The 26,245-nt window shown below is 63.8% G+C and carries 22 protein-coding genes; 10 read left to right on the top strand and 12 right to left on the bottom strand.

From position 1 onward, the window contains the following. Positions 1-19 precede the first annotated feature (19 nt). Positions 20-1,105 (top strand): cell division protein ZapE, encoded by a 1,086-nt coding sequence (gene zapE, locus SFA35_RS09110; RefSeq protein WP_320577463.1) that lies wholly within the window; start codon positions 20-22, stop codon positions 1,103-1,105. A gap of 107 nt (positions 1,106-1,212) precedes the next feature. Here the strand turns inward: zapE and SFA35_RS09105 are convergent, their stop codons facing one another. Beyond that, complete coding sequence (locus tag SFA35_RS09105) at positions 1,213-3,087, bottom strand: propionyl-CoA synthetase (protein WP_320577460.1); 1,875 nt, start codon at positions 3,085-3,087, stop codon at positions 1,213-1,215. 149 nt (positions 3,088-3,236) lie between these two features. On the opposite strand from SFA35_RS09105, the gene SFA35_RS09100 reads away from it, so the two are divergent. After that, on the top strand, positions 3,237-4,529 hold the full coding sequence (locus tag SFA35_RS09100) for a leucine-rich repeat-containing protein kinase family protein (RefSeq protein ID WP_320578932.1): 1,293 nt from the start codon (positions 3,237-3,239) through the stop codon (positions 4,527-4,529). Positions 4,530-4,604: 75 nt separating this feature from the next. Here the strand turns inward: SFA35_RS09100 and SFA35_RS09095 are convergent, their stop codons facing one another. Continuing rightward, complete coding sequence (locus SFA35_RS09095) at positions 4,605-5,306, bottom strand: YebC/PmpR family DNA-binding transcriptional regulator (protein ID WP_320577458.1); 702 nt, start codon at positions 5,304-5,306, stop codon at positions 4,605-4,607. Positions 5,307-5,597: 291 nt separating this feature from the next. Here SFA35_RS09095 and SFA35_RS09090 point away from each other — a divergent pair, with 291 nt between their 5' ends. Next, entirely contained in the window at positions 5,598-5,852 is a 255-nt protein-coding gene (locus SFA35_RS09090) for a hypothetical protein (RefSeq protein ID WP_320577456.1), read from the top strand. 84 nt (positions 5,853-5,936) lie between these two features. After that, a complete protein-coding gene (locus SFA35_RS09085; RefSeq protein ID WP_320577454.1) occupies positions 5,937-6,827 on the top strand; it encodes a LysR family transcriptional regulator in 891 nt (296 codons plus the stop codon). Between the two features lie 13 nt (positions 6,828-6,840). Here SFA35_RS09085 and SFA35_RS09080 read toward each other — a convergent pair whose 3' ends face one another. From SFA35_RS09080 to SFA35_RS09065, 4 genes are read right to left on the bottom strand one after another with little or no spacing between them, the layout of a single operon-like run. Next, positions 6,841-7,389 (bottom strand): GNAT family N-acetyltransferase, encoded by a 549-nt coding sequence (locus SFA35_RS09080; RefSeq protein WP_320578930.1) that lies wholly within the window; start codon positions 7,387-7,389, stop codon positions 6,841-6,843. Next, positions 7,389-8,132, bottom strand: a complete 744-nt coding sequence (dnaQ, locus tag SFA35_RS09075) for a DNA polymerase III subunit epsilon (protein ID WP_320577452.1) — start codon at positions 8,130-8,132, stop codon at positions 7,389-7,391. The genes SFA35_RS09080 and dnaQ overlap by 1 nt, the downstream gene beginning before the upstream one ends. A gap of 57 nt (positions 8,133-8,189) precedes the next feature. Further along, positions 8,190-8,654, bottom strand: coding sequence for a ribonuclease HI (gene rnhA / locus SFA35_RS09070; RefSeq protein WP_320577451.1), 465 nt, complete (start codon positions 8,652-8,654; stop codon positions 8,190-8,192). Between the two features lie 30 nt (positions 8,655-8,684). After that, the gene (locus SFA35_RS09065; protein WP_320577450.1) at positions 8,685-9,440 is read right to left on the bottom strand and encodes a methyltransferase domain-containing protein; all 756 of its coding nucleotides are present in this window, start codon (positions 9,438-9,440) and stop codon (positions 8,685-8,687) included. A gap of 80 nt (positions 9,441-9,520) precedes the next feature. Here SFA35_RS09065 and gloB point away from each other — a divergent pair, with 80 nt between their 5' ends. The 6 genes from gloB (at position 9,521) to SFA35_RS09035 (ending at position 17,596) form a co-directional block, all read left to right on the top strand. After that, the gene (gene gloB / locus SFA35_RS09060) at positions 9,521-10,300 is read left to right on the top strand and encodes a hydroxyacylglutathione hydrolase (protein WP_320577448.1); all 780 of its coding nucleotides are present in this window, start codon (positions 9,521-9,523) and stop codon (positions 10,298-10,300) included. Positions 10,301-10,399: 99 nt separating this feature from the next. Then, positions 10,400-11,854 (top strand): lytic transglycosylase domain-containing protein, encoded by a 1,455-nt coding sequence (locus SFA35_RS09055; protein ID WP_320577446.1) that lies wholly within the window; start codon positions 10,400-10,402, stop codon positions 11,852-11,854. A gap of 168 nt (positions 11,855-12,022) precedes the next feature. Then, complete coding sequence (locus SFA35_RS09050; protein ID WP_320577445.1) at positions 12,023-13,882, top strand: extracellular solute-binding protein; 1,860 nt, start codon at positions 12,023-12,025, stop codon at positions 13,880-13,882. A 1-nt stretch (position 13,883) separates the two neighbouring features. After that, positions 13,884-14,957, top strand: a complete 1,074-nt coding sequence (locus SFA35_RS09045) for a microcin C ABC transporter permease YejB (protein WP_320577443.1) — start codon at positions 13,884-13,886, stop codon at positions 14,955-14,957. A gap of 1 nt (position 14,958) precedes the next feature. Then, positions 14,959-15,978 carry an ABC transporter permease gene (locus SFA35_RS09040; protein ID WP_320577442.1) on the top strand — a complete coding sequence of 340 codons (1,020 nt, stop codon included), beginning with the start codon at positions 14,959-14,961 and terminating at the stop codon, positions 15,976-15,978. 1 nt (position 15,979) lies between these two features. After that, positions 15,980-17,596 carry an ABC transporter ATP-binding protein gene (locus SFA35_RS09035; RefSeq protein ID WP_320577438.1) on the top strand — a complete coding sequence of 539 codons (1,617 nt, stop codon included), beginning with the start codon at positions 15,980-15,982 and terminating at the stop codon, positions 17,594-17,596. Between the two features lie 71 nt (positions 17,597-17,667). Here the strand turns inward: SFA35_RS09035 and SFA35_RS09030 are convergent, their stop codons facing one another. The 6 genes from SFA35_RS09030 to tig all read right to left on the bottom strand — a co-directional run bounded on the left by SFA35_RS09030 (position 17,668) and on the right by tig (position 26,227). Continuing rightward, on the bottom strand, positions 17,668-19,542 hold the full coding sequence (locus SFA35_RS09030) for a SurA N-terminal domain-containing protein (protein WP_320577430.1): 1,875 nt from the start codon (positions 19,540-19,542) through the stop codon (positions 17,668-17,670). A gap of 225 nt (positions 19,543-19,767) precedes the next feature. Next, on the bottom strand, positions 19,768-20,040 hold the full coding sequence (locus SFA35_RS09025; RefSeq protein ID WP_320577429.1) for an HU family DNA-binding protein: 273 nt from the start codon (positions 20,038-20,040) through the stop codon (positions 19,768-19,770). A 156-nt stretch (positions 20,041-20,196) separates the two neighbouring features. Then, complete coding sequence (gene lon / locus SFA35_RS09020; protein ID WP_320577426.1) at positions 20,197-22,593, bottom strand: endopeptidase La; 2,397 nt, start codon at positions 22,591-22,593, stop codon at positions 20,197-20,199. Between the two features lie 198 nt (positions 22,594-22,791). Beyond that, positions 22,792-24,075 (bottom strand): ATP-dependent Clp protease ATP-binding subunit ClpX, encoded by a 1,284-nt coding sequence (gene clpX, locus SFA35_RS09015; protein WP_213875877.1) that lies wholly within the window; start codon positions 24,073-24,075, stop codon positions 22,792-22,794. Positions 24,076-24,183: 108 nt separating this feature from the next. After that, complete coding sequence (clpP, locus tag SFA35_RS09010; protein WP_213875879.1) at positions 24,184-24,825, bottom strand: ATP-dependent Clp endopeptidase proteolytic subunit ClpP; 642 nt, start codon at positions 24,823-24,825, stop codon at positions 24,184-24,186. Positions 24,826-24,916: 91 nt separating this feature from the next. Further along, on the bottom strand, positions 24,917-26,227 hold the full coding sequence (tig, locus tag SFA35_RS09005; protein ID WP_320577421.1) for a trigger factor: 1,311 nt from the start codon (positions 26,225-26,227) through the stop codon (positions 24,917-24,919). Between the last annotated feature and the right edge of the window lie 18 nt (positions 26,228-26,245).

Here is a 26,245-nt window from a genome sequence, read left to right as displayed (position 1 = left end):
CGGGCTCAAGGTGCCGTTCGTGACTGCTCTACCGCCAAAGAAATCCTGGTTCAAACGGGCTGCCAAAGCGCCGGCCGCGTCCGCCAACCACCCGGCTGGCCAGGCGATCAAGCACTTCTTCGACCAGCGCGCGCAGCAGCAGGGCTACCAGCTCAGCGAAGGCCAGCTGCGGGTCATCGACAGCCTGGCCGGGCGCGCGGCACCGCTGTCGAGCAGCACCCCGGCGCGCAGCCTGTACCTGTACGGCTCGGTGGGACGCGGCAAGAGCTGGCTGCTTGACGGGTTTTTCCAGGCCGCGCCGTTGGGGCAAAAGCGCCGCATCCATTTTCATGACTTCTTCGCCCAGCTGCACGAGGGCATGTTCCGCCACCGCGAACGCCAGGATGCCCTGAGCGCCACTCTGGACGAGCTGCTGAGCGATTGCCGGCTGCTGTGCTTCGACGAGTTTCACGTGCACGACATCGGCGATGCCATGCTGATCACGCGGCTTTTCAAGGCGCTGTTCGCCCGCGGCATCCTGTTGATCGTCACCTCCAACTACCCGCCCGAGGGGCTGCTGCCCAACCCGCTGTACCATGAGCGGTTCCTGCCGGTGATCCGCCTGATCAACGCCGACATGGAAGTGCTGGAGGTCGGCGGCGCCACCGATTACCGGCAGCTGCCGCAGTCCGGGACGCAACAGCAGTTCACCCGCGGCCACTATGTGTGCCCGGGCAGCGCCGAGCAGCGCGCGGCGCTGGGCCTGCCGGCGGCGCAGCTGGCGCATTTCCCCCTGCAGGTCGGCACGCGGCTGCTGCGCGCGCGCATGAGCCACGAACGCAGCGTGCGGTTCGACTTCGACGACCTGTGCGAGCAGCCGACGGCGGTGATGGACTATCTGGCGCTGTGCAAGCGTTTCGACGTCTGGATCATCGATCACCTGCCGCTGCTGGATGACTGCTCCATCGCCGTGCAGCAGCGCTTCATCAATCTGATCGACGTGCTGTACGACCAGGACAAATGTCTGCACCTGATCAGCCAGTGGCCGCTGGAGCAGGCGCTGCAGGCGCAGGCAATCGACCTGATGCGCACGCGCAGCCGCTTGGGGCAGCTGCGGCAAGTGTGAGCAACGCTGCCGAGCCCCTCAGGTTCACAAGTAGGAGCCGGCGAAGCTGGCGAGCACTGACACCCCGCCACTTCGCCACCCCGCCACTTCGCAACCGCAGCCTCCCATCACTCCAGCCGATTCAGCACCTGCGCAATTTCCATCAGGATCGCCGGGTCGTCGATGGTCGACGGCGCCACCACGTCCTCGCCGGCGGCGATCTTGCGCAGCACCGCGCGCAGGATCTTGCCCGAGCGGGTCTTGGGCAGGCGCTTGATCACCCGCACCTCGCGCAGGCAGGCCAAGGCGCCGATCTGCTCACGCACGCTGGCCACGATCTGCGCCTGCAAGGGGCCGCTGTCGGCGCCGTCCTTGAGCACCACCAGGGCCAGGGGCCGCTGGCCCTTGAGCTCGTCGGGCACGCCGATCACGGCGCACTCGGCCACGCTGGGGTGGCGCGCCACCAGGTCTTCCATCTCGCCGGTGGACAGGCGATGCCCGGCCACATTGATGACGTCGTCGGTGCGGCCCATGATGTGCACGAAGCCTTCGCCATCCACGTAACCGCCGTCGCCGGTGTGAAAGTAGCCGGGGAAGGCGGCCAGGTAGGCCTCCAGATAGCGAGCGTGGTCGCGCCACAGGGTCTGGCTGCAGCCGGGCGGTAGCGGCAGGCGGATGACGATCGAGCCTTGCTCGTCGGCGCCCAGTACGTGGCCCCGCTCGTCCAGCACCTGCACCGCGTAGCCCGGCACTGGCTGATTGCTCGAGCCGGCGCGGCTGCGGCTGCCGGCCAGGCCCATGCAGGGCGCGGTGACTGGCCAGCCGGTCTCGGTCTGCCACCAGTGGTCGTGTACCGGTTTGCCGGTGTAGTGCTCCAGCCAGTGATGGGTCGCCGAGTCGAGCTTCTCGCCGGCCAGGAACAGCTGGCGCAGCGAACTCAGGTCGTAGCGCTGCAACAGTTGCCCCTGGGGATCCTCCTTGCGGATGGCGCGCATGGCCGTGGGGGCGCAGAACAACGAATTGACCCGGTACTGCTCGATCACCCGCCAATAGCTGCCGGCGTCCGGGGTGCGGATCGGCTTGCCCTCGTACAGCACCGTGGTGCAACCGGCGAGCAACGGGCCATAGACGATCAGCGAATGGCCGACCACCCAGCCGACATCGGAAATGCCCCACCAGACATCGCCGGCGCGCAGGCCGAAAACGTTGTGCATGGCGTACAACAGGCCCACCGCGTGGCCACCGTTGTCGCGCACGATGCCTTTGGGCCGCCCGGTGGTACCGGAGGTGTACATTACGTACAGCGGGTCGCCGCTGGCCAGCTCCACGGGTGGCACCGGCCGGGCGTCGGCCATGGCCTGCTGCCAGTCCAGGTCGCGGCCCGCCTGCAGCTCGGCAGCCTGTTGCGCGCGCTGCAGCACCAGCACCCGCGCCGGCTGGTGATGGGCCAGGGCCAGGGCCTTGTCCACCAGCGGCTTGTAGGGGATGACCCGGTCGAACTCCAGGCCGCAGGAGGCAGTGAGCAGCAGGCGCGGCTGGGCGTCATCGATGCGCACAGCCAGCTCGTTGGGCGCAAAGCCGCCGAACACCACCGAATGCACGGCGCCGATGCGCGCGCAGGCGAGCATCGCCATCACCGCCTGGGGCACCATGGGCATATAAATGATCACGCCATCGCCCTGCTTGACCCCCAGCTCGCGGAGCACCTCGGCCAGCCGAGCCACCTCGTCGCGCAGTTGCCGGTAGCTGTATTGATGCTGCTCGCCGGTCACCGGCGAATCGTGGATCAACGCCAGCTGGTCACCGCGGCCCAGCTCGATGTGGCGGTCCAGGGCCAGGTAGCAGGTGTTCAGCCGACCGTCGGCGAACCATTGGTGGGTGCCGTCGGCCTGCTCCAGCAGGGCCTGCAGCGGGGCGCGGTACCAGGCCAGGCGGCGTGCCTGTTCGGCCCAGAAGGCGGCGGGGTTGGCAAGCGAGCGTGCATAGCTGTCCGTATAGTTCATGCAGGGACCCGGGCGTTGTTGTTATAGGCGGTCGAACTTGAGTATGGCTGCTGCTGGGCAGGCTGCCATTTGCCCCATGTCGAAACCGGCAGCAACCGCTATGATGCGGCCCAGAATACATGGCACACGACTGCGAGATCTTCCCGACGATGGACACCCTGGCACGCCTCAAGGCCGGTCAACTGGCCGGCAGCACGCGACTCACCCTCAACTGCGGGCTCACTGAATTTCCACGGGAAATTTTCGATCTGGCTGACACCCTGCAGATCCTCGATCTGACCGGCAACCGCCTGAGCAGCCTGCCCGAAGACTTGGGCCGGCTCGAACACCTGCAGATCCTGTTCTGCTCGTTCAACGACTTCACAGAAGTGCCGGCCTGCGTCGGCGACTGCCGGCAGCTGAGCATGGTCGGCTTCAAGGCCAACCGCATCAGCCACCTGCCGGCGGCCGCCCTGCCGCCCCTGCTGCGCTGGCTGATCCTCACCGACAACTGCCTGGAGCAGCTGCCCGAAGAACTCGGGCAATGCACGCGCATGCAGAAGATGATGCTCTCGGGCAATCGCCTCACGGCCCTGCCAAACCTGGCGGCCATGGAGCACCTGGAGCTGCTGCGCCTGTCGGCCAACCGCCTGGAGCAGCTGCCCGAGTGGATCTACCGCCTGCCGCGGCTGGCCTGGCTGGCCTACGCCGGCAACCCGCTGCGCGAAGAATTCTGCACGCCCCATGCGCCGGGCAAAGTGCCAACCATCGACTGGAGCGACCTGCAACTGCACCGCCAGCTGGGCGAAGGGGCTTCGGGGGTGATTCAGCAGGGGCTGTGGCGCAGCCGTGGGCTGGAAGTGGCGGTCAAGCTCTACAAGGGCAGCATGACCAGCGACGGTTCGCCGCTCAACGAGATGGCGGCGTGCATCGCCGCCGGCGAACATGCCAACCTGATCAAGGTCGAGGGCCAGGTCGGCGGCCATCCGCAAGGCAGCCACGGCCTGGTGATGGACCTGATCGACCCGTCCTACCTGAACCTGGCCAGCGCGCCGAGCTTTACCTCCTGCACCCGCGACGTCTACGCCGATGACCTGCGCTTGAGCGCGCCGGTGCTCAAGCGCATGGCCGCCGGCATGGCCTCGGTGGCGGCGCAGCTGCACGGCCACGGCATCAACCACGGCGACCTGTACGCGCACAACATTCTCTGGCACGAAAACGGCGACTGCCTGTTCGGCGACTTCGGCGCGGCGTGCTTCTACCCGCGCGACGGCAGCCTGGCGGCGCAGGCGGTGGAGCGCATCGAAGTGCGGGCCTACGGCCTGCTGCTGGGCGAATGGCTGGAGCGCTGCGACCAGCCGCTGGAGCCGCTGTGGGCCTTGCAGCGCGACTGCGTGCAGGCTCAGGTGCTGGCTCGGCCTGTGTTTGCCGAAGTGGTGCAGCGCCTGGCGGCTGCCCTGTAGGACCGAGCTCGTTCGGGAATGGCGTTGCACCGGTTCCCGAGCGAGCTCGGTCCTACACCTACAGGCCAGCCAACGTCAGGCCAGGCCTACATAAACGTTCTGCACGTCATCGTGCCCGTCGATGGCATCGAGAAAGGCTTCGACTTCGGCCATTTCCGCGTCATCGCTAAGGCTCACCGGATTCTTGGCGACGTAGCCGATCTTCGCCGAATCCACGGTGAAACCTTGCTCGGGCAGCGCCTTGCACACGGCGTCAACATCGGTGGTCTCGGTGAGGAACAGCGTGGCGCCCTCCTCGGCCGGTTCGAAATCCTGAGCACCGGCTTCGATGGCGGCCAGCTCAGGGTCGGCGTCCGGCGACACCGGCGAGGCCTCGATCATGCCGACGTGGTTGAAGTCCCACGACACCGAACCTTCCGCGCCCAACTGGCCCTTGCGGAACAGCACGCGGATTTCCGCCACGGTGCGGTTGACGTTGTCGGTCAGGCACTCGACGATCAAGGGCACGCGGTGCGGCGCGAAACCTTCATATTTGACCAGGGTGTACTGCACGGTCTCACCGGACAGCCCCGCACCCTTGTTGATGGCCCGCTCCAGCGTTTCGCGCGGCATCGAAGCCTTCTTCGCCTGCTCCACCACCAGCCGCAGGCGCGGGTTCATGTCGATGTCGGCGCCAGCGCGGGCGGCGATCTGGATTTCCTTGGCCAGCTTGCCGAAGATCCGCCCTTTGGCGTTGGCTGCTGCTTCTCTGTGTTTAGCTTTCCACTGTGCGCCCATGGCAGACTCTCTTGTTCGCTTCTCGATCGCTTGCAGGTGTGCCGAGGCGCTGGGGGCTCGGCACGCTGCCGGGCAGTTTATACGCCCTGCGCAGCGCATGCGAGATGCAGCGGGCGGCCGTTGCGACCAATGCCTGCATCCAAGCGCAGCGAAAACCTCCATACTGGGGCGCTGGCCGGCCAACGCCCGCCTCGCTTGCCCAGATTTATTTGTATTGCGGTAAAACTCCGTACAAAAACAGTGGTCTACAAAGCGCAAATCAAGTCGCGCTTTTTCCAGAGGTTGTATCAAATGGCTGCAGTACTCGTCGGACAATTCCATGCAAGGGATGCCGCAGGCCGGGTGTACCCGGTTCACGAATTCCAGGAATCGACACTCGACGCCGATGGGGGCAGCCTCTCTGCGCCGATCACCACTTATCGCCTGGCGATCGGTGACCGCGTCAAGCACATCGAAGGCGACCTGTTCGTGGTCGTGCAGAGCAACGTCGAAATCACCCGCGAAACCGAACACGGTACGGTCAAGGCCGAACCTGCCGCCGAATGACTTTTCCGGCATCGAACGGGCCGACCAACGGCTCGTTTGCGGTAGGATGCTGCTCGACTAGCTAATCGGGCACGGACTACCCCCATGCGACTGCGCCATATCGAAGTGATCCAGGCGACCCTGCAAAGCGGCGACCTGGGTGCGGCTGCCGAACAGTTGCAGTTGACGGTCGAAGCGACCGATCACCTCCTCAATGACGTCGAGCGGGAACTGGGCTTCCTGCTGTTCGCCCGCGTGCGTGGCAAACTGCAACCCACCCCCGAGGCCCGCGAGCTGCAGGGCGGTATCGAGCAGTTGTACGCCGGGCTCGACAAGCTGCGCCAGCAGGCCAGTGCCCTGCGCCAGCACCAGGACCCGCCCCTGCGCGTGGTCAGCACCGCGACCCTGGGCCAGCACCTGTTGCCCCAGAGCCTCGCCGCCCTGCGCCGGCGCTATCGGGAAACTCCCTGTCACCTGGCCAGCGCCAACACCCAGGCGATCGTGCGCAGCCTGCTGCTTCACGAAAGCCAGGTGGGCTTCAGCCTGCATGCCCCGGAACACCCCAGCCTGCATCAGCAGGCGCTGGCCCAGGGCAAACTGCAGCTGCTGGCGCCCCATGGCTGGCTGCAGCCGCGGCAAAAATACGTCGGCGTGCAGGAGTTGGCCGGCCAGGCCATGGTCGGGCTCGATGGTGAAGACCCGTTGAGCGCGGCGCTGGATGCGCGGCTGACGGCACTGCGGCCGGTGCCGATCGTGCAGACGCGGGTGCAGACCTACCAGATGATGCGCAGCATGGTCGAAGCCGGCGAGGGCCTGGCCATCGTCGACCCCTTCACCGCGCTGGGCGCCAAGGCTGCCGGCCTGGACGTGTGCCCGCTGGCGCCTGCGGTGCCGATCACCCTGTATGCCCTGACGCTCAAGGAGCACTCGCCGTCATCGGCGTTGCGCGCGCTGCTGGAGATCGTCGCCGAACACGCCAAGGTGATGCTGGGATAGGCCGGTGCCTGCCTCAGAATAGCCGATACCAGAACAACGCCACTTCCTCGGTCTGCGGATCGATACCCTTGTAGCGCAGGCAGTCGCTGCCACCCAGCACGAAGCCACAGCTCTCGTACAGTCGGCAGGCATCGAGGTTGTTATTCTGGGTCTCCAGGACGATTCCCGGCAGAAACTTCTTGTGCGCCCAGAAGCCCGCCACCTCCAGCAGGGCCCGGGCCACGCCTTTGCGCCGGGCGCTGGCATCCACCGCCAACTCGTCGACCTGGGCCAGGCCGTTCCAGTGAGTGGTCACCACCAGGTGGCCGACCGCACGGCCATTCAGCCAGGCCATGAACACTGCGGCGTCCGGCGAATCGAGGCAGGCGCGAAACTCGTCGGGGTCGATGCCGTAGCATTTTCGATAGGGGGGCACCGCCCGCCGCGGCCAATCGGCCACCGGCTGGCCCGGCACCGCCGTGGCGTAGGCCTGGACCCGAAAGCCGTAATCGCTGCCGCGCACGTAATCGGCGAAGCTGTGGTCCGCCAGGCGCACCACCAACCCTGCTTGCGCGCCGCCCATCAGGCTTGCAGCAGTTGCGTCCACAGCGCCGGGGCACCGGCCGACTTGGCGATGACTTCCAGGCGCGCGGCGTGCTCGGCCAGCTCCTGCGCAGAGGCCATGATCACCGGAGCCGGACGTCGCCCGGCCGGCAGGCGACGGATCTCGCTGCCACGGCTGGCGGCACCGCCCTCGTTGGCGCCGTCGCTGGAATTGCCAGCCAGCGACAGGCTGGTCTGGCCGCCGGTCATGGCCAGGTAGACGTCGGCGAGAATCTCCGAGTCGAGCAAGGCGCCGTGCAGCTGGCGGTTGGTGTTGTCGACGCCATAGCGCTTGCACAGCGCATCGAGGCTGTTGCGCTGGCCAGGGTGGCGCTCGCGGGCCATGGCCAGCGAGTCGAGGATGCTGCAATGCTGGGTGATGTCGGCGCGGTGGGTCTGGCCGATCAGGTTGAATTCGTTGTTGAGGAAGCCGACGTCGAAGGACGCGTTGTGAATGATGAGGTGCGCGCCTTCGATGAACTCGAAGAACTCGTCGGCGACCTCGGCAAAGCGTGGCTTGTCGAGCAGGAACTCGTCGGTGATGCCGTGCACGCCGATCGCGCCCTCGTCGCTGGAGCGATCAGGTTGCAGATAGACGTGAAAATTGCGCCCGGTCAGGCGCCGGCCGAGCAGCTCGACGCAGCCGATCTCGATCACCCGATGGCCATCGGTGACCGGCATACCGGTGGTTTCAGTATCGAGTACGACGAAGCGAGTGGCCATTTATGAAGATCCCGGCGGTTGATACGGTTCGGCAGCGGGGCACTTTACCACAAGCGGCTATTGCGGGCTCTGCGCGCGGCGCAGGGCGCGCACTTCGTCGACGCCACGGTTGGCCAGTTCGTCGGCGCGCTCGTTGCCGGGGTGGCCATTGTGGCCGCGCACCCATTGCCATTTGACCTGGTGGCGGTTGACCTGCTCGTCGAGCTGCTGCCAGAGGTCGGCATTTTTCACCGGCTGCTTGGCGGCGGTTTTCCAGCCGCGCTTCTTCCAGTTGACCATCCACTCCTGGATGCCTTTCATCACATACTCGGAATCGGTCACCAGCATCACTTCACAGGGCCGCTTGAGCTCCTCCAGGCCGCGAATGGCGGCGGTCAGCTCCATGCGGTTGTTGGTGGTGGCGGTTTCGCCACCCCAGAGTTCCTTTTCCACCCCCTTGCAGATCAGCAAGGCGCCCCAGCCACCGGGGCCGGGGTTACCCTTGCAGGCGCCATCGGTGAAGATTTCAACGCTGTCGGTCATTTGACTTTTTTTCCGGAATTCAAGACTCGGTCAGTCGCTGGAGCGACGGTTGACCTTGGCCATGGGCAACGGCAGCAGCTTGCCCATGGGTTCGCGGCGCACCTGGCGCAGCGGCCGCAGGCCGACCACCAGCTTGCGCGCCACCAGCACATAAAAGCCGCCGCCGGGGCCCTGCCATTGCCCGGCAGTACGCTCCCAGCCGGTCAGGCGAGCCTGCCAGGCGGCCGACGCGACGGGCGGACGATAGCATCCGAAGCGGCGTTTCTCCAGCGCGAAGCCCAGCAGGTTGAGCCAGTCGGCGACCCGCGAGGCCGAGAAGCAGCGGGCCTTGCGCAGCGCGTCGCTGGTGTAGAGGTGGCGCACGCCCCAGGCGCTCCAGGGGTTGATGCCGACGATCAGCAGATGCCCGCCCGGGCGTACGGCGCTGGCCGCCTCGCGTAGCAGGCCGTGGGGCGACAGGCTGAAATCCAGGCCGTGCTGCAGCACCACCACGTCGGCAGCGTGCTCGCTGAGCGGCCAGGCCTGCTCCTCGCAGACGATCTCCACACCCGGCAGCGGCGCGCCCAGGCGCACATTGCGCTGCACCTGGCGGGCCGTGGGCGGCGGCTCGGCGCTGGGGCCATAATGCACCAGATAACCGCCGAAGAAGCGCCCGAGCTCTTCTTCCAGCAGTTGCTGCTCCTCACGCAACAGCAGCTGCCCCAGCGGGCCGGCAAACCACTGGCGAGCCTGGCCGATCAGTTCCAGCCATTCGGGATCTGCCTGGGCAAACGCGATATCGTTCATGCCTTCTTCCCCTGTCGGGTTCTCGTGCAACCCGTAAGGCCCTAAGATGCACCATTGTCTTCAGCTTGGCGAACCTGACCATGATACAGATCGACGGCCTGCGCGCTTTCAGCGATAACTACATTTGGTTGTTACAAGATACTGCAAGCAAACGCTGCGCAGTGGTCGACCCGGGCGATGCCGGTCCGGTGCAGGCGTGGCTGGCCGCGCACGGCGACTGGCAGCTGACCGATATCCTCATCACCCATCACCACAACGACCACGTCGGCGGCGTGCAGGCCCTCAAGCAGCAGACCGGCGCGCGTGTCGCCGGGCCGGGCGCCGAGCACATCCCGGCACGCGACCTGGCCTTGGCCGATGGCGACACGTTGCAGGTACTCGGCCTGCCATTTCAGGTGCACGCCGTGCCCGGCCACACCCTCGGCCATATCGCCTTCTACCACGGCGCCAGCGCGCAACCACTGCTATTCCCCGGCGACACGCTGTTCGCTGCGGGCTGCGGACGACTGTTCGAAGGCACCCCGGCACAGATGCATCAATCGCTGAGCACGCTGGCCACGCTGCCTGACAGCACCCTCATCTATTGCGCCCACGAGTACACCCAGAGCAACCTGCGTTTTGCCAGTGCAGTGGAACCGGACAACGCCGACATCGCCGAGCGCGTGGCAGCGGTCGCCGCATTGCGCGCCGAAGATCGCTGCACCCTGCCTTCTAACCTCGCCCTCGAACGCCGGACCAATCCTTTTTTGCGTGTCGACGAAGCGGCGGTCAAACAGGCGGTGGATCGCCGCGAAGGCCCGGCCGAACGCGGCTCGGCGGCAACTTTCGCCGCCCTGCGGGCTTGGAAGGACAAGTTCTAAGCGGCACGGTTTTGTCGCAAAAACTTCTCAAAGGTTGACCGACCGGTGGCTGCTTTCTAGAATCGCCCGACATTTTCGCCCGGAACTACCTTCCAGCCAATGTCGTCATCTATAAGCAAAACCCCAAAAACCGACGCATTGACGCGGCTGGCCCAGGCGGTTGCCCTGGGTCTATCGGTGACGCTGGTGGGCTGCCAAAGCGCCGCCACCCATGCTCCGGGCACGGACGACAGCCTGGGTCACAACTTCGACGTGCGGCTCAAGCAAAAGCCGATCTTCGTCACTCAGCAGAACCACAAGACCCCGCCCCAGGATGTCTGGGAACGCATGCGTCAGGGCTTCAAGCTTCAGGAAGGCCTGGGCGTGAACCCGCGCATCGAGCAGCAGCGGCTGTGGTTCGTCAGCAACCCGACGTTCCTGGAAAACGCCAGCGACCGCGGCAGCCTGTACATGCACTACATCGTCGAGCGCCTTGAAGAGCGCGACATGCCGCTGGAGCTGGCCTTGCTGCCGGTCATCGAAAGCGCCTACAACCCCATGGCCTATTCGCGAAGCGACGCCTCCGGGCTGTGGCAGTTCGTGCCGGCCACCGGGCGTTACTTCAACCTGCGCCAGACCTCGGCCTACGACGGCCGCCGCGACGTGACCGCCTCGACCATCGCCGCGCTGGATTACCTGAGCCGCCTGCATGACATGTTCAACGGCGACTGGCTGCTGGCCCTGGCTGCCTACAATGCCGGCGAAGGCACGGTCAGCCGGGCCATCGAGCGCAATGAAAAGCTCGGCCTGCCCACCGACTACTGGAACCTGCCGCTGCCCCAGGAAACCCGTGACTACGTGCCCAAGCTGCTCGCCCTGTCGCAACTGGTGATGGCCCCGCAGGCCTATGGCATCAACCTCAACCCGATCGAGAACAAGCCCTACTTCGAGGTCGTCGAGATCAACCAGCGCATGGACCTGTCGCGGGTCGCGGCACTGGCCAACATCGACGAGGACGAGCTGTTCCAGCTCAACCCGGCGTTCAAGAAGCGCACCACCGTGGAAGGCACCCAGCACCTGCTGATCCCAACGGCCAAGGCGCAACTGCTTACAACGAGCCTGTCGCGGATGAACCCCGAGGAGCTGCTGAGCCTGGCGCCGGTCGAGCCGGTGTTCGAGGAAACCAGCGTGGCCCGGCCGTCACGCCCGCGCAGCTATAAAGTGCGCAAGGGCGACAACCTGGCGAGCATCGCCCGCGCCAACAAGGTCGACACCCACGACCTGCAGCGCTGGAACAAGCTGACCGGCAAGCACCTCAAGGTCGGCCAGATGCTGGTGATGCAGGACAACACCAGCAAGGCTGCGAGCAAGGCCGGCAAAGGCCGCGTGGTGGCCCAGGCCAAGGCCGCGGACAGCAAGCAGAAGAGCACCCAGTACAAGGTGCGCAAGGGCGATTCGCTGTACGTGGTGGCCCGGCGCTTCAATGTCGAGGTCGACCACCTCAAGCGCTGGAACCCGCAAAGCGCCCACGCACTCAAGCCGGGGCAGACGCTGCGGGTCTACGTCGATCGCTGATCGGCAACGGCCTTGCGGCGGCCGGGCCGCCTCCCACCGTTGGCGTGGGAGGGCACCCAGCCCCCGAGCTTTTTCCATATCCAACAAGCTGTTATGGTACCCGGCAGATTCGCGACTGCCCCCTGCTTCTGGAACCCCATGCTCCAGCCAGCCTTCGGAGAACCCATCATGATGCCTCTGCGCGCCCTGTTGCCCTGGGCCGGCGGCCTGTTGATGCTGAGCCTCGCCGGCCTGGCCAGCGCCGCCGGGCATAGCGCCCTGACACTCTACGACGAACCGCCGAAATATCCGGAAAACTTTCCGCACTTTGACTACGTCAACCCCGACGCGCCCAAGGGCGGTACCTTCCGCGAGGCCGGTTTCGGCAGCTTCGACAGCCTCAACCCCTTCATCAACAAGGGCGTTGCCGCCTCCGGCATCGGCATGATCTACGACACCCTGGCCGTGCAGAGCCTGGACGAGCCCATGACCGTCTACGGCCTGGTGGCCGAGCGCATGGAGAAGGCCCCGGACAACAGCTGGGTGCGCTTCTACCTGCGCCCTCAGGCACGCTTTCATGACGGCCAGCCCATGCGCGCGGACGATGTAGTGTTCAGCTTCGACACCCTGATGAAGAACGGCTCGCCGGTGTACCGCAACTACTACGCCGACGTCGATCAGGCGGTGGCCGAAGACCCGCTGACCGTGCTGTTCAAATTCAAGCATGACGGCAACCGTGAGCTGCCGCTGATCCTCGGCCAGTTGCCGGTGCTGCCCAGGCATTACTGGCAAGGCCGGGATTTCAACAAGGGCAACCTGGAGATCCCGCTGGGCAGCGGCCCCTACAAAGTGGCCGGAGTACAGGCCGGGCGCTCCATTCGCTACGAGCGGGTCAAGGACTACTGGGCCAGGGACCTGCCGGTCAATCGCGGCCAGTACAACTTCGACGTGATGACCGTGGATTACTACCGCGACAACACCGTCGCCCTGGAAGCCCTCAAGGCCGGCCAGTTCGACTACTGGCTGGAGATCAGCGCGAAGAACTGGGCCACCGCCTACAACACCCCGGCGGTGCGTGACGGCCGCCTGCGCCGCGAGGAAATCCCCAACGGCAACCCCACCGGCATGCAGGGCTTTGTCTTCAACCTGCGCCGGCCGGTGTTCCAGGACCCACGCGTGCGCGAAGCCCTGAGCCTGCTGCTGGACTTCGAGTGGACCAACAAGCAGCTGTTCAACGGCGCCTACACCCGCACCGACAGCTATTTCGAGAACTCCGACATGGCCGCCAGCGGCCTGCCCGGCCCCAACGAACTGAAGCTGCTGGAGCCATTGCGCCAACAGGTGCCGCCGCGGGTCTTCAGCGAAGCGTTCAAGAACCCGGTCAGCGAAGCCAGCGGCATCATCCGCGACCAGCAGCGCCGCGCCTACCATCTGCTGCTGGACGCCGGCTGGAAGATCAAGGACGACCGCATGGTCGATCCCCATGGCAACCCGGTGTCCATTGAATTCCTTCTGGCGCAGACCGAGTTCGAGCGGGTGCTGCTGCCGCTCAAGCGCAATTTTGCCGACCTGGGCATCGACCTGGTGATCCGCCGGGTGGACGTCTCCCAGTACATCACCCGGCGCCGCTCGCGCGACTTCGACATGATCGTCGCCTCCTTCCCGCAGTCCAATTCGCCCGGCAACGAGCAGACCGACTACTGGACCTCGGCCGCCGCCGACAAGCCAGGCAGCCTCAATTACATAGGCCTTAAAGACCCGGCGGTGGACAGCCTGGTCAACGGCCTGATCAACGCCGGCTCGCGCCAGGACCTGATCGACCATACGCGCGCCCTGGACCGGGTGCTGCTGTGGGGCCATTACGTGATTCCCAATTGGCACATCAATACCTGGCGAGTGGCCTTCTGGGACCATATCGGCCACCCCAAGGTGACCCCGACCTACGACATCGGCACCAGCACCTGGTGGATCAAGCCCGACGCTACCCCCGCCGTGCCGATCAAGACGGCCATTCCCGCCGCCCCTACCGCCGACAGCGGAGCGCAATGACATGCTGGCCTACATCGTTCGCCGACTGCTGCTGATCATCCCGACCCTGTTCGGCATCCTCATCCTCAATTTCGTGATCATCCAGGCCGCACCCGGCGGCCCGGTGGAGCAGATGATCGCCAAGGTCGAAGGCATCGACGGCGCCACCAACCGCATCGCCGGCGGCGGCTCCGAGGTCAGCGCCGGGCGCTCCAGCTACCGCGGCGCGCAGGGCCTGGACCCAGCGCTGGTCAAGGAAATCGAACACCTGTACGGCTTCGACAAGTCGGCGCCGGAACGCCTGTGGATCATGCTCAGGAACTACGCCACCCTGGATTTCGGCGACAGCTTCTTTCGCGACGCCAAGGTCATCGACCTGATCAAGGAAAAGATGCCGGTATCGATCTCCCTGGGCCTGTGGAGCACGTTGATCATGTACCTGGTGTCGATCCCGCTGGGCATCGCCAAGGCCACCCGGCACGGCAGCCACTTCGACATCTGGACCAGCTCGGCGATCATCGTCGGCTACGCCATCCCGGCATTCCTGTTCGCCATCCTGCTGATCGTGGTATTTGCCGGCGGCAGCTACCTTGACTGGTTCCCGCTGCGCGGGCTGACCTCGGACAACTTCGCGCAGATGAGCCTGGCCGGCAAAGTCGGCGACTACTTCTGGCACCTCGCCCTGCCCGTTACCGCGCTGGTCATCGGCAACTTCGCCACCATGACCCTGCTGACCAAGAACAGCTTTCTCGACGAGATCAGCAAACAGTACGTGATCACCGCCAAGGCCAAGGGCCTGAGCAACCGCAAGGTGCTCTACGGGCATGTGTTTCGCAATGCCATGCTGCTGGTGATCGCCGGCTTCCCCTCGGCGCTGATGGGCATTTTCTTTACCGGCTCGTTGCTGGTGGAGGTGATCTTCTCCCTCGACGGCCTCGGCCTGATGAGCTTCGAAGCGGCGATCAACCGTGACTACCCGGTGGTGTTCGGCACCCTGTTCATCTTCACCCTGCTGGGGCTGGTGGTGAAACTGATCGGCGATTTGACCTACACCCTGGTCGACCCGCGCATCGACTTCGGCCACCGGGAGCATTGAGATGAACCTGTCCCCCCTCAACCGCCGCCGCTACGCCCGCTTCAAGGCCAACAAGCGCGGCTGGTGGTCGCTATGGCTGTTCCTGATCCTGTTTGGCCTGAGCCTGGGCGCCGAGCTCATCGCCAACGACAAGCCGCTGGTGGTGCATTACGACAGCCAGTGGTTCTTCCCGGCGCTGCAGCGCTACCCGGAAACCGCGTTCGGCGGCGAGTTCCCGTTGGAGCCCAACTACAAGAGCCCGTACATGCGCGACCTGCTGGCCAGGAAGCAGGCCTGGATCCTCTGGGCGCCGATTCCGTTCAGCTACCAGAGCATCAACTACGACCTCAAGGTGCCCGCCCCTGCGCCCCCCTCGGCGGACAACTGGCTGGGCACCGACGACCAGGCCCGCGACGTACTGGCCCGGGTCATCTACGGCTTTCGCATTTCGGTGCTGTTTGCCCTGACCCTGACCGTGCTCAGCTCGCTGATCGGCGTGGCCGCCGGTGCCCTGCAGGGTTTCTATGGCGGCTGGGTCGACCTCGCCGGCCAGCGCTTTCTGGAGATCTGGTCGGGGCTGCCGGTGCTCTACCTGCTGATCATCCTGGCCAGCTTCGTGCAACCCAACTTCTGGTGGCTGCTGGGCATCATGCTGCTGTTTTCCTGGATGAGCCTGGTGGACGTGGTGCGCGCCGAGTTCCTGCGCGGGCGCAACCTGGAGTACGTGCGTGCAGCCCGGGCCTTGGGCATGCAGGATGGCGGCATCATGTTCCGGCATATCCTGCCCAACGCCATGGTCTCGACCATGACCTTTCTTCCGTTCATTCTCACCGGCGCCATCGGCACCTTGACCGCGCTGGACTTTCTCGGCTTCGGCCTGCCCGCTGGCGCGCCCTCGCTGGGCGAGCTGGTGGCCCAGGGCAAATCCAACCTGCAGGCGCCCTGGCTGGGCATCAGCGCGTTCGCCGTGCTGGCGCTGATGCTCAGCCTGCTGGTGTTCATTGGCGAGTCCGCCCGTGACGCCTTCGATCCGAGGAAATGACATGAGCCAGGACATTCTCATCGAGGTCCGCGACCTGGCCGTGGAGTTCGTCAACGGCGAGCACTGCATACGCGCGGTCGAGGGCATCAGTTTCGATATCCGCCGCGGTGAAACCCTGGCACTGGTCGGCGAAAGCGGCTCGGGCAAGTCGGTCACCGCGCATTCCATCCTGCGCCTGCTGCCCTACCCGCTGGCACGCCATCCAAGCGGCAGCATCGGCTACAACGGCCAGAACCTGCTGAGCCTTGGCGAAAGGCAGTTGCAGCATATTCGCGGCAATCGCATCGCGATGATCTTCCAGGAGCCGATGACGTCGCTCAACCCGCTGCACAACGTCGGCAAGCAGATCAACGAGATACTCGCCCTGCACAAAGGGTTGACCGGCCAGGCGGCCACCGAACGGACCCTGGAGCTGCTTGAGTTGGTCGGGATACCTGACCCGCGCAGTCGCCTCAAGGCCCTGCCCCACGAGCTCTCAGGAGGCCAGCGCCAGCGGGTGATGATCGCCATGGCTTTGGCCAACGAGCCCGAGCTGTTGATCGCCGACGAGCCGACCACGGCGCTGGACGTCACCGTGCAGCTGAAGATCCTCGAACTGCTCAAGGAGCTGCAGGCGCGCCTGGGCATGGCGCTGCTGTTGATCAGCCATGACCTCAACCTGGTCAAGCGCATCGCCCATCGAGTGTGCGTGATGCAGGGCGGGCAGATCGTCGAGCAGGCCGACTGCCGCACACTTTTCAACGCGCCGCAGCATCCCTACACGCAGATGCTCCTGGGCGCCGAACCCAGCGGCCGCCCCGCCGCCACCGACGCCGGCGCGCCGATGCTGGAGGTCGAGGACCTGAAGGTCTGGTTCCCGATCAAGAAAGGCTTGTTGCGCCGCCCGGTGGATCACCTCAAGGCGGTCGACGGTATCAGCTTCAGCGTGCGCCAGGGGCAGACCCTGGGCATCGTCGGCGAGAGCGGCTCGGGCAAGTCCACCCTGGGCCTGGCGATTTTGCGGCTGATCGCCAGCCAGGGCGTGATTCGCTTCCAAGGGCAGGCCGTGGACTGCCTCAAGCAAGAACAGGTGCGCCCGCTGCGCCGGCAGATGCAGGTGGTCTTCCAGGATCCGTTCGGCAGCCTCAGCCCGCGCATGAGCGTCAGCCAGATCGTCGGCGAGGGCTTGCGCATCCATGGCATCGGCAGCCCGGCCGAACAGGAGCAGGCGATCATCGCCGCTTTGCAGGAGGTGGGCCTGGACCCCGACAGCCGCCACCGCTACCCCCACGAGTTCTCCGGGGGGCAACGCCAGCGCATCGCCATCGCCCGCGCCCTGGTGCTCAAGCCGGCGCTGATCGTGCTGGACGAACCGACCTCGGCGCTGGACCGCACCGTGCAACGCCAGGTGGTGGAGCTGCTGCGCTCGTTGCAGCGCAAGTACAACCTGACCTACCTGTTCATCAGCCACGACCTGGCGGTGGTCAAGGCCCTGAGCCATCAGTTGCTGGTGATCAAGCATGGCCAGGTGGTGGAGCAAGGCGATGCCGCACAGATCTTTGCCGCGCCCCGGCATGCCTACACCCGGCAGTTGCTCGAGGCAGCGTTTCTGGTGCCTGAGCAGGTCTCGCAGGCCTGAAAGGAGCGCGGGCTTGGCCCGGGCACAAAAAAACCGCCCCTTGGGGCGGTTTTTTCATTTCAGGGCAGGGATCAATACTTCTCGATCTTCGCCTTGGCTTCCAGCATCTTGCGGTAGGCCGCGAAGTCCTGCTGGCCGACGCGCGAGGACAGGAAGCGGCGGTACTGGGCTTTCTCCTCGTCGGACGGTGCGGCAGCTTCGTTGACGCCATTGAGGCGCAGCACCACGAAGCTGCCGTCGCGCAAGGTCACGCTGCCGTAGACCGGCTTGTCCTTGCCCTGCGGCTTGGCCATGCGGAACAGCGCCTGCAGCTCGGCCGGATCGATGCCTTCCTGATTGCGAGTGACCGCTTCGACGGTCTTCCAGGCCTGACCGTTCTGGGTCGTCGCCAATGGGATCTTGCCGTCGCGCAAGCCGGCGATCAACGCCTCGCCCTTGCTCTTCATGTCGTCGCTGGCATGCTGCTTGGCCAGTTGCGCACGGATCGCCGGGGCCACGGCTTCAAGCGGCAGCTGCTCAGGCATGTGGTGCTCCTTGACCCGCACCACCACGGTGGTTTCCGGGTCCAGCTCGATGGCCGAGCTGTTGGCGCCGTCCTGCAGCACTTCTTGACTGAACGCCGCGGTGACCACGGCGCGGTTGGCGGTGACGCCTTCGCTGCCGCCTTCCTTGCCGAACGGCTTGGAAGTCTGCACTTTCAGACCCAGTTCCTGGGCTGGCTGCGCCAGGTCCGACGCCTCGAAGGAGGAGTCTTCCAGCTTCTTGGCCGCTTCCACGTAGCGCTGCTCGACCTGCTGGTCCTTGAGGTCGTGGGTCAGTTTTTCCTTGAGGCTGGCGAAGCTCGGCGCCTGCGGGGCTTCGACGCCCAGCAGCTTGATCAGGTGCCAGCCGAACTGGCTGCGCACCGGCGCAGAGACCTGATCCTTGTTCAGCGAGTACAGGGCCTTCTCGAACGCCGGGTCATAGACGCCTGGGCCCGCGTAGCCGAGGTCACCACCATTGTTGGCGGAGCCTGGGTCCTGGGAGACCTCCTTGGCCAGCTTGGCGAAATCCTCACCCTTGGCCAGACGCGCCTGCACTTCCTCGATCTTGGCCTTGGCCTGAGCGTCGGTGGTCTTGGCGTTGACTTCGATGAGGATGTGAGCAGCGCGACGCTGCTCGACCAGGTTGGCGGTTTCTTTCTTGTACGCCGCCTGCAGGTCTTCATCCTTGACCGTGACCTGGTCGAAGAAAGATGACTTCTTCAGCTCGACGTAGTCCAGCACCACCTGCTCGGGGCTCATGAACTCCTTGGCGTGCTGGTCGTACTGGGCCTTGATGTCGGCATCCGAAATCTGCACGGCGGACGGGTCGGCCTTGAAGGTCAGCGTCGCGAAATCACGGGTCTGTTTTTCCAGGCGGGCAAACGCCAGCACCTGGTCGTCGGTGACGAAGCTGCTGGCGGCCAGGCCTGCACGCAGCTGGCCGATCAACATCTCGTCAGCCATCATCTGGCGGAACTGCAAGCGGCCGTAGCCCAGCTGGCGCAGCACCTGGTCGTAGCGCTCGGCGTTGAACTTGCCGTCGACCTGGAATTCAGGCGTCTGCAGCAACAGCTGGTCGATGGCGGCTTCCGAGAAGGCGAACTTGGAGTCGTGCGCGCCTTGCAGCAAAAGCTTGCGGTCGATCAGCCCCTTGAGGGCCGAGTCACGCAGCATTTTCTCGTCGAGCAGGGCGGGATCGAAATCCTTGCCCAGCTGCTGTGCCAGCTGGCGGCGTTGCATTTCCACGGCCTGGCCGAGTTCGGTCTGGGTAACCTCGTCGCCGTTGACCTTGGCAGCGTCCTGGCTGTGGCTGGTGGCGCGGAAAATCGCGTCGAAGCCGGTCAGCGCCATCAAGAGCACAATGACGCCGATGATGGTTTTGGCAATCCAGCCCTGTGAATTGTCCCTGATGTTTTGCAGCATGCGTCCCCCGAAGACGGCCGAACTGAATGAGCGACCGCGGAGAGTGGGTGGAATCCGGATAGAAGAAAGGCGCATCCGGGGATGCGCCTTCTCGTAACTGGCGGAGCGGATTGGGGGCCTGGTATCACGACCCCGGCACGAATCGGTAGTGTAACCGACCGGACGACCGCTGCGCTGCCGGTTCTGGACAGAGCCTGAACCGGATCGGCAAGGCGCTGATGAGCCTTAGTTGACAGCTTCTTTCAGGGCTTTACCAGCTTTGAAACCAGGCTTCTTGGCCGCCGCGATTTCCAGCGTCTTGCCGGTTTGCGGGTTACGGCCAACGCGGGCTGGGCGATCGGTCACGGAGAAAGTGCCGAAACCGACCAGAACTACGGAGTCACCACCTTTCAGAGCGCCAGTGACGGATTCGATCACTGCGTCCAGCGCGCGGCCAGCTACAGCTTTCGGGATATCAGCAGATGCGGCGATTGCATCGATCAGTTCCGACTTGTTCACTCGTAAGTCCCCTTTATCTATATTGAGTTGTTTCTAAGTATGTTGAGCTGTGACGAGCCATTCTGAAACAAATGTCGGAGGCTGCTGACACATAAAGTGCCGCTTTATAGCAAGGGCTTGAAAATGCTGTCAAGAAAGCCCCCGACACCGTGCGCATTAATGCGTACTGATTCTTTCTTTGGCATCAGAATCGCGCTTCTCGTCCTTGGCCACGATCTCCGGGGCCACATCGGGCAAGGGCTCCGGCGCGTATTGCAGCGCAATTTGGAGGACTTCGTCAATCCATTTAACCGGTTTGATCTGCAGGTCGGCCTTGATGTTGTCGGGGATTTCCTTCAGGTCGCGAACGTTCTCTTCCGGAATGATCACCGTCTTGATGCCACCGCGGTGGGCCGCCAGCAACTTCTCCTTCAGACCGCCAATCGCCAGCACCTGGCCACGCAGGGTGATTTCCCCGGTCATGGCCACGTCGGCGCGTACCGGGATCTGGGTCAAGGCCGAGACCAGCGCCGTGCACATGCCCACGCCCGCGCTAGGGCCGTCCTTGGGAGTCGCCCCCTCAGGCATGTGGATGTGCACATCGCGCTTCTCGTGGAAGTCCGCAGGGATGCCCAGGCTGCGGGCACGGCTGCGCACCACCGTCAGTGCCGCCGTGATGGACTCGACCATGACGTCGCCCAGCGAACCGGTCTTGATCAACTGACCCTTGCCCGGCACCACCGCCGACTCGATGGTCAGCAGCTCGCCACCGACCTGAGTCCAGGCCAGGCCGGTAACCTGGCCGATCTGGTCCTGCTGCTCGGCGAGGCCATAACGGAACTTGCGCACGCCCAGTAGGGCTTCCAGGGAGGCGGAATTGACCTTGACCGAGAATTTCTTCGCGGCCGAATGCTCCTTGACTACCTTGCGGCAGACCTTGGCGATCTGCCGCTCGAGGCCGCGTACACCGGCTTCGCGGGTGTAGTAGCGGATGATGTCACGGATCGCCTCGACTTCCACTTCCAGCTCGCCCTTTTTCAGGCCGTTGGCCTGGATCTGCTTGGGCGTCAGGTACTTGGTGGCGATGTTGATCTTCTCGTCTTCGGTGTAGCCCGGCAGGCGAATCACTTCCATCCGGTCCAGCAGCGCTGGCGGGATGTTCATTGAGTTCGAGGTGCAGAGGAACATCACGTCGGAGAGGTCGTAGTCGACTTCCAGATAGTGGTCGTTGAAATTGTGGTTCTGCTCGGGGTCGAGCACTTCAAGCAGCGCCGACGCGGGATCACCGCGCATGTCGCTGCCCATCTTGTCGATTTCATCGAGCAGGAACAGAGGGTTGCGCACGCCGACTTTGGTCATCTTCTGGATCAGGCGGCCGGGCATGGAACCAATGTAGGTGCGCCGATGGCCTCGAATCTCGGCCTCGTCGCGTACGCCGCCGAGCGCCATGCGCACGAATTTGCGATTGGTCGCGCTGGCGATCGACTCGGCCAGCGAGGTCTTGCCGACACCGGGCGGCCCGACCAGGCACAGCACCGGGCCACGAATCTTCTTCACCCGCTTCTGCACGGCGAGGTACTCGAGGATACGCTCCTTGACCTCTTCCAGACCGTAATGGTCGGCGTCGAGGATCTCCTCGGCCTTGGCCAGGTCCAGACGCACCTTGCTCTGCGCCTTCCACGGCACTTGCACCAACCAGTCGATATAGGTCCGCACCACCGTGGCTTCGGCGGACATCGGCGACATCTGCTTGAGCTTGTTCAGCTCGGCGGTGGCCTTGGTCAGCGCGTCTTTCGGTAGCCCGGCCGCTTCGATGCGCTTTTTCAGCTCCTCGACTTCGTTGTGGCCTTCGTCGCTGTCGCCGAGTTCCTTCTGAATGGCCTTCATCTGCTCATTCAGGTAGTACTCGCGCTGGCTGCGCTCCATCTGCTTCTTGACCCGGCCGCGGATGCGCTTCTCGACCTGCAGCAGGTCGATTTCGGCATCCAGCAGCGCCAGCACGTGCTCGACACGGGCCGACAGGTCGATGATTTCGAGAATTTCCTGCTTCTGCTCGATCTTCAAGGCCATATGCGCGGCCATGGTGTCGACCAGGCGGCCGGGCTCGTCGATGCTGTTGAGCGAGGACAGCACTTCGGCCGGGACTTTCTTGCCCAGCTGCACGTACTGCTCGAACTGGGCCAACAGGCTGCGCACGAACACTTCGGACTCGCGGCTCGGGGCCTCGACTTCGTCGATCAGCTGGACTTCGGCGCGTACGTGACCATCGATTTCGATGAAGCGCTCGACGCTGCCGCGCTGCTCGCCTTCGACCAGCACCTTGACGGTGCCGTCGGGCAGCTTGAGCAATTGCAATACGGTGGCAATGGTGCCGACGCGGTACAGGGCATCTTCGCCTGGATCGTCGTCAGCCGGATTCTTCTGGGCGAGCAGGAGGATCTGCTTTTCGCCGGTCATCGCTGCCTCGAGGGCTTCGATCGATTTCTCGCGCCCCACGAACAGCGGGATAACCATGTGCGGATAAACCACGACATCACGCAATGGCAGGAGAGGCAATTCGATGGTTGTCTTCATGATTTCGCCTCTACAACGGCTCAAGGCCGTGAACTGATAAAAGTGAACCTGAATTCAATGTGGGGGCATCGCGGGAAAAATACAAGTCGATAAAAAACAAGATGCGCCGCTTGCCCTTCTCTCGTAACACGTTGAAACGCAAAAGGGGCCCGTAGGCCCCTTTTGTGAAACAAGCCGCCTGGAAAAGGCCGGCTTCTGCTATGCGTCCGGAGCCGCCTTGGCAGGCGGCTCGCTGTTTTCGTAGATCAACAGCGGCTTGGACGTACCTTCGATGACGCTCTCGTCAATGACCACCTTGCTGACATCCGTCTGCGACGGGATCTCGTACATGGTATCGAGCAGTACGCCTTCAAGAATCGAACGCAGACCACGAGCCCCGGTCTTGCGCTCCAGAGCGCGGCGCGCCACCGACTTCAGCGCGTCGGCGCGGAACTCGAGGTCGACCCCTTCCATCTCGAACAGCTTGGCGTATTGCTTGGTCAAGGCGTTCTTCGGCTCGGTAAGAATCTGCATCAGCGCAGCTTCATCGAGCTCGTCGAGGGTCGCCAGCACCGGCAGACGGCCGACGAATTCAGGGATCAGACCGAACTTGACCAGATCGTCAGGTTCGACTTCACGCAGGGATTCGCCCACCTTCTTGCCTTCCTGCTTGCTGCGCACTTCGGCGTTGAAGCCGATGCCGCCCTGGGTCGAACGATTCTGGATGACTTTTTCGAGCCCCGAGAATGCCCCACCGCAGATGAACAGGATGTTGCGCGTGTCGACCTGGAGAAACTCCTGCTGCGGGTGCTTGCGGCCACCCTGCGGCGGTACCGAAGCAACGGTGCCTTCGATGAGCTTCAAAAGGGCCTGTTGCACGCCTTCGCCCGAAACGTCGCGGGTGATCGAAGGGTTATCCGACTTGCGGGAAATCTTGTCGATTTCGTCGATGTAGACAATACCCATCTGGGCCTTCTCGACGTCGTAATCACACTTCTGCAACAGTTTTTGAATAATGTTCTCGACGTCTTCACCCACGTAACCGGCTTCGGTGAGCGTGGTCGCATCGGCGATGGTGAAAGGAACGTTGAGCAGACGCGCGAGGGTTTCGGCCAGCAACGTCTTGCCCGAACCCGTAGGCCCGATGAGCAGGATGTTGCTCTTGCCGAGCTCCACGTCGTCGTTTTTCTTGTCGCGCTGGTTCAGCCGCTTGTAGTGGTTGTAGACCGCTACGGCGAGCACCTTCTTCGCCCGCTCCTGACCAATCACGTACTGGTCGAGGATGCCGCTGATTTCCTTGGGCGAAGGCAATTTATGGGCACTGCTCTCGGCCTGCGCTTCCTGCACCTCCTCGCGGATGATGTCGTTGCACAGGTCGACGCATTCGTCGCAGATAAAGACCGAGGGGCCGGCAATCAATTTGCGTACTTCATGCTGGCTTTTGCCACAGAAGGAGCAATAGAGCAGTTTGCCGTTGTCCTCGCCGTTGCGGGTGTCAGTCATTCGATCGATCCAAATCCGATAGGCTTGAAACACAAGATGAAGGCTATTGCGGGCTTTTTCAAGCCCGCCGGCAACCATTAAAGCGGGTTGCCGGACTTATCTACCTGTTCAGGCTGGCATTTGCCGCTTGTCGAGTACCGAATCGACGAGGCCGTATTCGGCTGCGCGAGCGGCACTCATGAAGTTGTCACGGTTGGTGTCGCGCTCGATGGTCTCGAGGTCCTGGCCGGTATGGTGAGCCAGCAGCTCGTTCAGGCGCGAACGAATCAGCAGGATTTCCTTGGCGTGAATCTCGATGTCCGAAGCCTGACCCTGGAAACCGCCCAGGGGCTGGTGGATCATCATGCGCGAGTTCGGCAGGCAGTAACGCTTGCCCTTGGCACCACCTGCAAGCAGGAAGGCGCCCATGCTGCAGGCCTGGCCGATGCAGATGGTGGAAACGTCCGGCTTGATGAACTGCATGGTGTCGTAGATCGACATCCCTGCGGTCACCGAACCGCCCGGTGAGTTGATGTAAAGATGGATGTCCTTGTCCGGATTTTCCGCTTCAAGGAACAGCAACTGCGCGGCGATCAGGTTGGCCATGTAGTCTTCCACGGGGCCGATCAGGAAAATGACGCGTTCCTTGAGCAGTCGCGAGTAGATGTCATAGGCGCGTTCGCCACGAGCCGATTGCTCGATAACCATCGGGACCAGGCCGCCTGCGGCCTGGATGTCAGAGCTCTGCTGAATATAAGAATTGCCGGACATGTCCTGCACTCACTCCCAAATAGTCATTTCTTGAATACACATAAGCCAGCACGAAGGCTGGCTTATGGGTGTTTTCCAACGCTTAACGCTATTACTCGGCTGGTGCAGCTTCAGCCGGCTTTACCGCTTCTTCGTAGGAGACCGCTTTGTCGGTCACGCTCGCTTTCTGCAGAACAGTATCCACAACTTGTTCTTCCAGCACAACCGAACGCACTTCGTTCAGCTGCTGGTCGTTCTTGTAGTACCACGAGACGACCTGCTCAGGCTCCTGGTAGGCCGAGGCCATTTCCTGGATCATCGAGCGAACGCGGGCTTCGTCAGGCTTGAGGTCGTGCTGCTTGACCACTTCGGCGACGATCAGGCCCAGTACCACGCGACGCTTGGCCTGCTCGCTGAACAGCTCGGCCGGCAGTTGGTCAGGCTTGATGTTGCCGCCGAACTGCTGCACAGCCTGCTCGCGCAGACGGTCGACTTCGTTGTCGATCAGGGCCTTGGGCACTTCGACCGGATTGCTGGCAACCAGACCGTCCATGACCTGATTCTTGATCTTGGTCTTGATCGCCTGGCGCAGTTCGCGATCCATGTTCTTGCGAACTTCGGTGCGGAAGCCTTCCAGGCCGGTTTCCTTGATGCCGAACTGGGCGAAGAACGCCTCGTTCAGCTCAGGCAGCTTGGGCTCAGCCACAGCGGTCACGGTGACGGTGAACTCGGCGGCTTTCTTGGCCAGGTCGAGGTTCTGGTAGTCTTCCGGGAAAGTCAGCTGCAGCACGCGCTCTTCGCCGGCCTTGGCGCCGACCAGACCGTCTTCGAAGCCCGGGATCATGCGGTTCGAACCCAGCACCAGCTGGGTGCCGGTGGCCGAACCACCGGAGAAGGCTTCGCCGTCGATCTTGCCGACGAAGTCGATGGTGACCTGGTCTTCGTTCTGCGCGGCGCGCTCGACGGACTCATAACGCACGTTCTGCTTGCGCAGGATGTCGAGCATGTTGTCCAGGTCGCTGTCCGCTACCTCGGCGCTCAGACGCTCGACGGCGATGGACTCGAAACCGGCCACTTCGAATTCAGGGAATACTTCGAAGGTCGCGATGTACTCCAGGTCCTTGCCCTTTTCGACCACTTTCGGCTCGACGGCAGGAGCGCCAGCCGGGTTCAGCTTGTGCTCGACCACAGCTTCATAGAAGGAAGCCTGGATGACGTTGCCCAGGGCTTCCTGGCGTGCATCGGCCTCGTAGCGCTGACGAATGACGCTCATCGGCACCTTGCCTGGACGGAAGCCAGGGATTTTTGCATTACGGGCGGTCTGTTGCAGACGCTTGTTGACTTCGGCCTCAATGCGCTCGGCAGGCACGCCAATGGTCATGCGGCGCTCGAGAGCGGAAGTATTTTCAACAGAAACTTGCATGGATTTTCCTCGTTGCAC

The organism is Pseudomonas sp. HR96 (genome assembly GCF_034059295.1).
Taxonomy (GTDB): Bacteria; Pseudomonadota; Gammaproteobacteria; order Pseudomonadales; family Pseudomonadaceae; genus Aquipseudomonas.
Note: the sequence above shows the minus strand (reverse complement) of the source record. Positions and strands in the feature narration are given on the sequence as shown.

Coding starts and splice junctions, on each gene's coding strand:
- rnhA (WP_320577451.1), bottom strand. CDS start 8,654: ATGACCGACAGCGTTGAAATCTTCACCGATGGCGCCTGCAAGGGTAAC.
- SFA35_RS09045 (WP_320577443.1), top strand. CDS start 13,884: ATGCTGGCCTACATCGTTCGCCGACTGCTGCTGATCATCCCGACCCTG.
- SFA35_RS09080 (WP_320578930.1), bottom strand. CDS start 7,389: ATGGGCGGCGCGCAAGCAGGGTTGGTGGTGCGCCTGGCGGACCACAGC.
- SFA35_RS09095 (WP_320577458.1), bottom strand. CDS start 5,306: ATGGGCGCACAGTGGAAAGCTAAACACAGAGAAGCAGCAGCCAACGCC.
- clpP (WP_213875879.1), bottom strand. CDS start 24,825: ATGTCCGGCAATTCTTATATTCAGCAGAGCTCTGACATCCAGGCCGCA.
- SFA35_RS09040 (WP_320577442.1), top strand. CDS start 14,959: ATGAACCTGTCCCCCCTCAACCGCCGCCGCTACGCCCGCTTCAAGGCC.
- SFA35_RS09105 (WP_320577460.1), bottom strand. CDS start 3,087: ATGAACTATACGGACAGCTATGCACGCTCGCTTGCCAACCCCGCCGCC.
- SFA35_RS09050 (WP_320577445.1), top strand. CDS start 12,023: ATGATGCCTCTGCGCGCCCTGTTGCCCTGGGCCGGCGGCCTGTTGATG.
- lon (WP_320577426.1), bottom strand. CDS start 22,593: ATGAAGACAACCATCGAATTGCCTCTCCTGCCATTGCGTGATGTCGTG.
- SFA35_RS09035 (WP_320577438.1), top strand. CDS start 15,980: ATGAGCCAGGACATTCTCATCGAGGTCCGCGACCTGGCCGTGGAGTTC.
- tig (WP_320577421.1), bottom strand. CDS start 26,227: ATGCAAGTTTCTGTTGAAAATACTTCCGCTCTCGAGCGCCGCATGACC.
- clpX (WP_213875877.1), bottom strand. CDS start 24,075: ATGACTGACACCCGCAACGGCGAGGACAACGGCAAACTGCTCTATTGC.
- SFA35_RS09065 (WP_320577450.1), bottom strand. CDS start 9,440: ATGAACGATATCGCGTTTGCCCAGGCAGATCCCGAATGGCTGGAACTG.
- SFA35_RS09100 (WP_320578932.1), top strand. CDS start 3,237: ATGGACACCCTGGCACGCCTCAAGGCCGGTCAACTGGCCGGCAGCACG.
- dnaQ (WP_320577452.1), bottom strand. CDS start 8,132: ATGGCCACTCGCTTCGTCGTACTCGATACTGAAACCACCGGTATGCCG.
- SFA35_RS09085 (WP_320577454.1), top strand. CDS start 5,937: ATGCGACTGCGCCATATCGAAGTGATCCAGGCGACCCTGCAAAGCGGC.
- SFA35_RS09090 (WP_320577456.1), top strand. CDS start 5,598: ATGGCTGCAGTACTCGTCGGACAATTCCATGCAAGGGATGCCGCAGGC.
- SFA35_RS09030 (WP_320577430.1), bottom strand. CDS start 19,542: ATGCTGCAAAACATCAGGGACAATTCACAGGGCTGGATTGCCAAAACC.
- SFA35_RS09055 (WP_320577446.1), top strand. CDS start 10,400: ATGTCGTCATCTATAAGCAAAACCCCAAAAACCGACGCATTGACGCGG.
- gloB (WP_320577448.1), top strand. CDS start 9,521: ATGATACAGATCGACGGCCTGCGCGCTTTCAGCGATAACTACATTTGG.